The organism is Gordonia sp. NPDC003585, from assembly GCF_040610755.1.
Lineage (GTDB): Bacteria > Actinomycetota > Actinomycetes > Mycobacteriales > Mycobacteriaceae > Gordonia.
Genome location: NZ_JBEXMX010000057.1, coordinates 24399 through 34110, shown reverse-complemented (window position 1 = coordinate 34110; position 9712 = coordinate 24399). Strand labels below are relative to the sequence as shown.

The 9712-nt window shown below is 68.3% G+C and carries 3 protein-coding genes; 1 reads left to right on the top strand and 2 read right to left on the bottom strand.

Going from position 1 to position 9712, the window contains the following annotated elements:
• Together ABZW74_RS16150 and ABZW74_RS16145 are read right to left on the bottom strand one after the other, a co-directional pair.
• On the bottom strand, window positions 1–2852 hold a 2852-nt coding region (locus ABZW74_RS16150), incomplete at its 3' end, for an arabinosyltransferase domain-containing protein (RefSeq protein WP_355277514.1).
• Window positions 2845–6162, bottom strand: coding sequence for an arabinosyltransferase domain-containing protein (locus ABZW74_RS16145; protein ID WP_355277512.1), 3318 nt, complete (start codon window positions 6160–6162; stop codon window positions 2845–2847). The genes ABZW74_RS16150 and ABZW74_RS16145, both read right to left, overlap by 8 nt.
• Before the next feature lie 135 nt (window positions 6163–6297).
• Here ABZW74_RS16145 and ABZW74_RS16140 point away from each other — a divergent pair, with 135 nt between their 5' ends.
• Window positions 6298–9705, top strand: coding sequence for an arabinosyltransferase domain-containing protein (locus tag ABZW74_RS16140; protein WP_355277509.1), 3408 nt, complete (start codon window positions 6298–6300; stop codon window positions 9703–9705).
• Window positions 9706–9712 lie beyond the last annotated feature (7 nt).

The window sequence follows — 9712 nt, the reverse complement described above, 5'->3', positions numbered from 1 at the left end:
ACGCGCACCACCGTCGCGCGCGGCGGCGCCTGGTCCAGCGGGAAGCGCAGGTTGCGCCACTCGGGTGCGGCGTCGAGGTCGAGCGGGATCATCGATGCAACGGTGGTGACCCGACCGTCCGGCTCGACCCGGCCGAACTCGAGCCGCAGCTTCTGGCCCGGGTGGCGCACGGCCAGTTCGTCGATGTACTCGACTTTTCCGGCCACCGACATGGTGACGAGCGGACGGTCCGCGCCCCGCGCCGGGAGTTGGTACCAGTCGGACTGCAGGTGGCCGAGACCCGTTGGGGTCCCGTAGGTTCCCAGCACCGGAACCAGTTGCGGGTTGAGGCCGAACGGAAGTTTGACCATCGACCCGTTCACGCCCTTGGACGTGGTTGTCCCGCCGCCGGTGTCGGCGGAACCGGCGGTGCCGCTGGGTTCCTGCTGTGCCGCATTCGGATCGGTCTGGGTGCGGTCGACCTCGGTGTTCTCGTTGTCGTCGCCCTCCGAGTCGCTTTCCAGGTGCGACGACACGCCATTGGGGTCGAATCCGACCATGCCACGTCCGGCCAGCGCTGCACCGGGAGACGAATTGTTCTGCCCTGCAACGCGAGCCGGTGCCAGCAGACCCGTGTTGGGGTCCTTCTCGACGAGGACCGCGTCGGCCAGGGCGCATGGGTTCCCGCGCATTGCGTCGACGTTGGAACTCGCCCACGACCACGAATCACGCTGGGTGGAGATGGCTTTCGCGAACGACACGAAGGTGAAGGCGAGTACGACGGCGGAGATGATCGCCAGCGAGTACGTCGGTACGCGACGGAGCAGCCGATGGGTGCGCCCCGCATCGTGCACCAAGAAGGCGGGCACCTCACCGCGTTCGGCCAGCCGGTCGTCGCGGTAGTACTGCCAGGCTCCGTACAGGGTCAGTCCGACGGCAACCAGAAGGATCGGCACATATAGTCCTATGCCGCGCACGTTGGGCGTGTCGTCACCCCACGGGATGCCGTAGCTGCCGACGTACCACCATTGGTTGCGCCCGGCGAAGGTCACCGCGAGCGCGTACGCGGCTGCCGCCGCGACAAACGTGCGATTGCAGCGTCGTCGCATCACCGAGGGCTCCAGCAGAGCGGTCGCCGCAGCCGCCAGAACACCGGTGAGACAGGCGAAGGCACCCATCTGGTGGGTCGCCTTGGTGGGCACGAACGCGAGCACCGCCACCGCACCCGAGGTCACCGCGACCAGACGCCACAGCGGTGCGCTGGCAATCCGCGACACGCGACGCTTGCTCAACAGCGTGAGCACGATGATGATCACCGCGAGGATCGTGACGAAGATGCCCACCCGGCGTGCGATCGAACCGTCCGGCGTCGGGTTCAACAGGATGTAGTAGCGCATCGCCTCGGTCCACCATTTGTTGGTGGGGCCCACGATGCCCTGTACCTCGACGCCCTCCATGATCGACGCGAGCGACTGGTCGGCGAAGATCTCGAACAGCACCGCGAATCCGGCCGCCAGCAGTGGCACCAGGGTCGGCAGATATCCGTCGCGTCGGCCTCGTTCGCGGAGGCGCTTGAGGATCGGGCGCAGTGCCGCCAGCAGTGGCAGCACCGCGATGGCGCCGGCCGGATGAATCGTGAGAGTGAAGGCGGCGGAGATGATGCCAAGGCTCAACGGGAACAGGCGGCCGGTGGCGACGGCCCGCTCCACCAGGACCCAGGTCAGCAGGATGCCCACCGACAGTGCGGGTTCGACCCGCAGACCGTTGTTGAACGGCAGCCACACCGCGAGGAAGCCGAGGCCGGCGGCCCAGATCGCGGCGTTGGAGGTACTCACCGCCCGGCCGAGCCGGGGGATCGCGGCACGGCTGATGAGGAACCAGCCCGCCAGCGCAAACAGGAACGGCAGCAGCCGAAGCCACGGTGTCGCGGTGCTGACCTGCATCCAGAGGGACAGGTACTGGTAGTGCCAACCGAACGGGTCCTGTGGCGCACCGAAGTAGCGGTAGTAGTTGTCGAGATACCCCGCACCGGGCGCCACACGTCCGACGGTGACCTGGTAGCCGTCATCGGCGGTGTTGCCGCCGATGAACATCCAGACCAGCAGAACTCCACCGACCACGACGTCGACCAGCCGTGGGCGCCACCACCGCGCGGGCAGCAGCTTTCGCAGTCGACGGCCGTCTCGCGCGTCGAGCACGGCGAGTGCGATCAACGACGCAAGCGTGCAGAGGATGCCGGCGATGAGCGCAAGACCCTTGAGGGTGGTGGGGCTCGTGCTGAACCGGGTGTCGATCGTCGACCGGTAGGAAAGCCCTTCGGTCGACGCGGTTCTCGGGAGGTCGGTGTACACGCCGATGATCTGCGGGCGCGCATTGGGATCGGCGAGGTCGAAACTCGTCACCCCGGCGTCGGACGTCATCCCCTCGACCGCGCCGCGCGTGCCGCTGGTGTCGGAATGAATGACGATGCGACACTGCGGGTTCTGCTGCGCCTGCGCGCGCGGAACACTGAGCAGTACGGCGTTGCGCTGGGTGACGTTGAGTCGCTCTGCGGTCGCCCGGACGAACAGTCCGACGGTGCCTGCCTCGGCGCCGTTCTCTGGCACCGTCGACAACAGCACGCCGCCCGCGGCCGGTAGTTGCGCACCGAGCGCACAGGGCACCGAGATGTCCATCGACACCGGCACATACGCGACGTTGGGCGCGGCGACGTTCTGCACCACGGGATTACCGGCCGCGTCCTCTTGCGGCCAGTTGAGTTCGGCCTTGGTATAGGACACCGGGAGGAACGGCGCGGAGAAGGCAAGCAGCACACCGAGAAGTCCGGCGACAACCGCGACAATGCGTGCAATTCGGAGACGTTGGTCAGTCATCCTGCGGCACCACCCTGATCGGTCCCGAGCGGCTCACGCCCCACGTCGTCTTCTCCCCCGTCGTCACCCGAGCCGGCGACATCTCCAGCGGGGTCAGCCGCTGCAGCCCACCCCAATCCCGATACCAGTCGTTGTCCAAGTAGGTCGCCACGGTGTCGGCGGTGGTCAGCGCCTCGGAGGTGGTGAGGATGCCGCCGTTGATCGCCGCCTGCCAGGTCTTGGACTTCGAGTTGGTGGTGACCTGATCGGGCACGATCCGCCAGGACGGCACCTCCATCACGCCGTTGCGGGTCGCCATCGGACGCTGGCACGGGAACTGGCTGCCCACCGAAAGGTCGAGCAGCACCGGCGTTTCCGAGCCGACGACGTCTTGCAACGTCTTCACCTGCGGGGCCCGGGGCGGTGTGAACGCGAGCCACTCGTCGGGGCTCACGTTGTTGTCCTCCGCGACGATCCGCATGGCGGTCGCCCCGGCGGGCACCGCGTCCATCGGGATACGCAGGTTGCGCCACGGGCGGTTGGGCCGGACCGGTCCCGGATCGATCGGTACATAGCCGGGACCCATCGGGACGAACGAATTCCCCTCGGCCCGACCGAACTGCACCTTCAACGACCGCCCCGCCTGCGGAACCCCGTCCTGGTCGACCGAGAACACCGGACCCGCAGCGGTGATCACCAGCAGTGGCGACGAATCCTTGGGCGGCAGCCGGTACCAGTCGGAGGTGAGTTCGGCGGTCTCGTTGTCGTGTCCGTAACTGCCCAGCACGGGCGTGGTTTCGGGCTTCAGACCGAACGGCAGTTTCACTCGGCTGCCGTTGACGCCGACCGGCCCGGAGCCGCCGATGGTTCCCGGCGGGCCACCGGACACCACGAACGGCCGAGACAGGTCGCCGGAGGTGTTGATGGTGCCCGCACCCAGTGATGTCGGATCGGGCAGCAGGTCGGGGGCAACGCCGTCGGGCGTGAAGCCGGTGGATTCACCGGCGAGGGCCTTGGAGATGTCGGTGGTCCCGACGGGTTGCAGCGCACCGCGATTCGGGTCGTCCTCGACGAGCACATCGTCGGCCATGCCGCAGGTGTTGCCGGCCAGCGCGTGAATGTTCGCGCTGAACGTCGTGTAGGTGTCGAGCCGGGTCGCGGCGGCCTTGGCGAACAGCAAGAGTTCGACGAGCACGAGTGCGGTGGCGATCACCAGCATCGGCGACGACGCGATCGCCGTCTGCCACCGCGATTCTCGTGCGTCGCGGACGACGCCGCGTTCGGCGTCCACGTCGATGCGGACGTGGAACCAGACCGCCACTGCAAGCGCAATCACGGTGAGCACCAACAGGATCGACGAGAGCTGGATGCCGGCGATGGTCGGCGCCTTGTCGAACCAGGCGATGCCGAAGTCGTAGGCCCAACCCCACGCGTTCTTGCCGGCCGCGGCCACCGCGCTGGCAAACAGCAACACGGCGATGTACATCCACAGGTTGCGCGGCGAGCGTCGGGCGGCCGACGCCACGGCCACCGTCGCGACCGCCGTCATCGCGGCCGCAACCCCGGCGTAGATGCCGAACTGGACCGTCCACTTGGTCGGCGTGAACGACAGCAGCAGCACCGTGAGCAGCACAGCGCCGATCAGCCGCCACACCGGTCCGCGGTCGACCCCCCGAATATGCTTGCGGCGCAACAGCACTGCCATCGTGACGAACAGCGCGGCGAGGAACAACAGGAGCGGGACGCGGCGGACGAGACTGCCGTCGGGCGTGGTGAGCGACAGGAAGTAGTACCGGAGCAGTTCCTGGTACCAGGCCAGCGTCGGACCGACCGTGTACCGGATGCGCAGTGCCTCGGCCATCGATCCGAGGGTCTGGTCGCGGAACACCACGATCACCACGACGGCTGCCGCTGCAGCGATCCCGGCCACCAGCGGCGCGACGCCGTGCTCGCCGCGTCGGCGGCGAATGATCCGCAGCATCGGACGCGACCCGGCGATCAGCAGGGCAATGGCGATGACGCCATGGGGTGCCAGCGCCACGGTGGCCAGCGCCGCCAGGGCGGCGCTCGCCGCCGGCAGCATGCGGCGCGTCGCGATCGCCTGCTCGACCCCCCACCAGGTGAGCAACGAACCCAGCACGATGATGCCCTCGCTGCGCAGGCCGCTGCACAACGGCATCCAGAACGCCACAAAGACCGCGGCCGCCGTCAGCATTGCCCACTGGGAGCGACGCACCGCACCACCGAGCCGCGGCAGCAGCACCCGGCTCAGGATGAACCACGACACCAGACCGGCCACCAGCGCGGGCAGCCGCATCCAGATGCCGGCGGTGGAGATCGTCGACCACTGGGCGAGAAAGCTGTAGTACCAGTCGAACGGTGCCTCGGGGATGCCGTGGAATCGGTAGTAGTTGGCCAAGAAACCGGCGTCGGACCGGTTGCGGCCCATGTTCAGGATGTAACCGTCGTCCGACGACCCGGCACCCAGGAAGTGCCACACCACGAGGACCGCGGTGACCGCGAGGTCGGCGACGCGGGGGCGGAAGAGACGACGCCAGTCGATCCGGCCGACGCGGCGGTGGTAGCCGCCCCGGACGTCGAGGACGGCGGTGGCGACGAAGGCCAGAACGGCGGCCAGGATGCCGAGGATCATCACCAGCAGTTTGAGCACGGTGGGGCTGGTGTCGAATCGGTTGTCGATGTCGACGCGGACCGCGAGACCGTCGCGCACGGAGTTGCGGACCCCGATCGGCTCCATGTCCGTGAACACCCCGGACACCTGCGGCAGATCCGATGGGCCGGCCGAACCGGTGCGTCCGGCCCCAACCGCCCGCGCGTCGATCATGGTCGCGGTCGACCACACGTGCAGCCGCTCGGTGCGCGCCAGGTCGGCGCGCGGCACACGCAGCAGTTCTTTGCCCCGCAAGCTCACCAGGACGCCGTCGGGGCCGGTGGTCACGAACAGACCCTTGTCCATGGCGCCGGGCGCCTGCACAGGCATCGTCGACACCAGCACAAACCGTGCGGTACCCGCCCTGGGGGTGGTCTCGCCGTTCTCGACGGCCCGACGCAGCGTGGTACCGCCGATGGTGATGTCGAGACCTGCCGGGGTCTGCGTCACCAGGGGTGACACCACCGACGAGTCGGTCTCCTGCGGCCAGCTGATACTTGCCGTGTGCTCGGTGACCGGCAGCAGGGGCGTCAGGATCGCCGCCGCGACCGCGACTAACCCCGCGACCACGGCGGTCAGCGCCCAGCGGCGGCTCGTCGAGGTGGCGCCATCGGTTGGCGTTGCCGGGGTGTCGGCAGCGGCGGCAGAATCGGTGGTCATCAGTTGGTGACCCTAGTGGAGAGCGGAACGCTCGATCGGTACCGGTGGCAAACCTCGTCGCTGCGCTCGCCCTCTCACGGCCATCTGACCTACATGAGTAGGTGCTCTCAGGCATCTCGCTTACCATCAGACATCGTGCCTGTGACAGCCCCGACCTCTGCGTCAGCAGCAGATCAACCGACCGGCACCGATTCCGGTCGGGTCTCGGTGGGCACGGCCGCAACCGTGGCCATCGTCGCCGGTGTACTCGGTGTGATCCTGTGCGCGCTGACCCCGCTGCTGCCGGTGAAAGCCACCGACGCATCCTTCGACTGGCCGCGCAACCAGCCGCTTTCCGCCGATACCGCCTCGGTGACGGCCCCACTGATCGCCCAGACGCCGCGGAGCCTGGACGTCACCATTCCCTGTACGACGCTGAGGTCGACCATCCTTCCGGCGCTGCCTCGCGAGGGCGGCGTGATCCTGGCGACCATGCCGGCGAACGCCCCCAAGGCCAAGGCGTCGGCCTTGTTCGTCACGGCGACCGCAGACGCGGTGACCGTGACCTTCCGCAACACCGTCGCCGCCACGGCCTCCCGCGCCGACCTGGCGCGATGCAGTGAACTGCGCATCTGGTCGGCCACCGGCGTCGGTGCGCAGTTCGTCGGACTCGGGCAAGCGCGCCCGACGGGTCTGCCGCCCGACAAACGCCCGCAGTTCGACGGCATCTTCACCGCCGTGCCCACCGCAGCTGTACGGGCCGCCACGGGCCTGGCCGTTCATGTACAGATCGACAACCGTTACGAGAGCTCGCCGTCGGTGCTGAAGCTGATCGTGATGGTGCTCGCGGTGCTGTGCGTGCTCGTCGCCCTCGTTGCGCTCTACCTGCTCGATCGGTTCGACGCGCCGACCGTTCGCCGACCGCATCGCACCGGCCCGTGGTGGTCGTCCCTGCGTCCTCGGCTGACCGACGTCGTAGTTACCGCAGTGCTTCTGATCTGGCTCCTCCTGGGCGCCGGCAGCCCCGACGACGGCTACATCCTCAACATGGGCCGCACGGCCGACGGATTCGGCTACCTCGCCAACTACTACCGCTTCTATGGCGTCCCCGAAGCGCCGTTCGACTGGTATTACAGCTTCCTCGCCCATTGGGCGGCGGTGTCGCCGTCGATCCTGTGGATGCACATCCCGGCCTTGATCGCGGGGCTGGCGTCGTGGTTCATCCTGAGTCGCGTGCTGCTGCCCCGGCTCGGTGCGACGGTTCGGTCGAGCGGTTGGGCACTCTGGGCGGCCGCGTTGACGTTCACCGCGTTCTGGCTGCCCTACTGCAGCGGCCTGCGCAGCGAGGGCATCATCGTGCTCGGGTCGCTGCTCACCTGGTGGGCCGCCGAGCAGGCCATCGACACACGACGCCTCCTCCCGGCGGCACTCGCCGCGATCGCGGCGACGTTCACCCTGGCTCTCGCGCCGCATGGCGTGATCGGCGTGGCCATCCTGCTGGTCGCTGCACGCCCGCTGCTGCACATCCTGCTGGACCGTCGTGATTCGGCCCGCTCGCTTCGCTCCCGGCGCCGGGAGGCGGGTGGCGGCATCACCGGCACCCTGGCGCTCATCGCTCCGATCGCAGCCGCCGGGATGCTGGTCATGGTGGTCGTCTTCCGCGATCAGACACTGGCGACGGTCGCCGAGGCGATGAAGCTGCGCTACCAGATCGGGCCGGTGATCGGCTGGCATCAGGAGTTCCTGCGGTACTACTTCATCACCGTTCCCACCGAGGACGGCGCACTCACCCGCCGGGTGCCGTTGCTGCTGCTGTTGGCCGGTCTGATCGTGACCGTCGCGGTGATGCTGCGGCGCGGCCGCATCCGTGGTGTCACGCCCGGTCCGGCGTGGCGCCTCGTCGGCGCCATCGGCGTCACGCTGCTGCTGTTCGCGTTCACCCCGACCAAGTGGACGGTCCAGTTCGGTGTGCTGGCCGGTCTCGCGGCGGCGATCGCGGCGACCGCAACGCTGGCGGTCGCCCAGTCGGCCGCGCGTTCGGCGCGAAACCTCACCGTGTTCGTGTCCGGCCTGTGCTTCGCCCTCGCCGCGGCGCTCGCCGGCTACAACGCGTGGCCGTTCGTCTACGAGTACGGCATCTCCTGGTTCGACCGCGCGCCGGTCATCGCCGGATACGGGGCGTCGACGATGTTCCTGATTCTCGCGATCATCACCGCCGCGATCGCGGTCTGGCAGCACCTGCGACTCGACTACGTCGAGAACAAGGGCCTGGCACACACCACCGACGGGCCGGGCGAGAGCAAAGCCGACCGCCGCCGCCTGTTCCTCGCGTCGTCGCCGATCGCGGTGATCGCCGGACTCATGGTGGTCGCCGAACTGCTTGTGTTCGCCAAGGCCGCGGTGACGCGCTATCCCGCGGTCACCGTGTTCTCCGAGAACGTCGACGCACTGCGGGGCAACAGCTGTGCAATGGCCGACGAGGTTCTGGTGGAACAGGATCCGAATGCGGGCATGCTGAAGCCGGCCGGCGGATTGTCGGCGACCGCTGCGCTCACCGGCACCGGTTCGGTGGGGTTCACCCCCGACGGGATTCCGCTGAACCTGTCGCCCGAACCGGGTAGTCAACGTCCGGGTCAGATGAATGTGGCGGCCAGTTTCGCCAAACCGTTCTCGATCACCGGCGGCCTGGGCGCGGGCACCACCGGCGGCGTCGGCCCGACGACCGTCAACGGCTCGAATGTGTTGCTGCCCTTCGGGCTCGACCCCAAGACGACTCCGGTGCTGGGTAGCTACGGCCACGTCGGTGAAGCGCGACTGACCACCGGTGCCTACGAATTGCCCACCAACAGAGCGGTTTCGCCGCTCCTGGTGTTCAGCACCGCGGGTGCGGTGTCGACCATCGACACCTTCGGGGTGCGCAACTTCGGCCAGAAACTCGTTGTGCAGTTCGGCAGGCCGGGACCCGGTGGCACCTTCGTCCAGGTCGGCCCCGACGTGCTGCCGATCGATCCGGGACCGGTGATCACCAACCGGTCGTGGCGCAATCTCCGAGTGCCGCTGGCCGCGGCACCGCCCGCCGCGTCGTTGATGCGACTGTCGTTGCTGGACAACAACCTCGGGCAGTACCAGTTCATCGGCATCACGCCGCCGCGCGCGCCACGACTGCAAAGTCTGCAGGCCGTCGTCGGGTCCGCGGCGCCGACGCTGATCGACTTCAGCGCGGCCGCGCACTTCCCATGTCAGCGACCGATGCAGGTGTCGCACGGCGTCGCCGAGGTGCCGCAGTGGCGCATCCTGCCCGACTACCCGCTCGCCAACTCTCAGTCCAAGACGTGGCAGGCCGCGAGAGACGGTGGCCTGCTGTCGATCTCGGAGTCCATGACCACACCGCAGGCGGTCTCGACCTATCTGAAGGACGACTGGGCGCGCGACTGGGGTGCGCTGGAACGACTCACCCCGCTGGCGACGGGGGCACCGCCGGCACGTGTGGAGACAACGCAGATGACGCAATGGGGTTGGTCGCGAAGCAGTTCGATCAGGGTGGAGCCGCAGGCGGATGAGTGAGCCAACC

What these genes read in the sequence shown, in the direction of transcription:
- ABZW74_RS16145 (WP_355277512.1), bottom strand. Translation starts at nt 6,162, where the DNA reads ATGACCACCGATTCTGCCGCCGCTGCCGACACCCCGGCAACGCCAACC.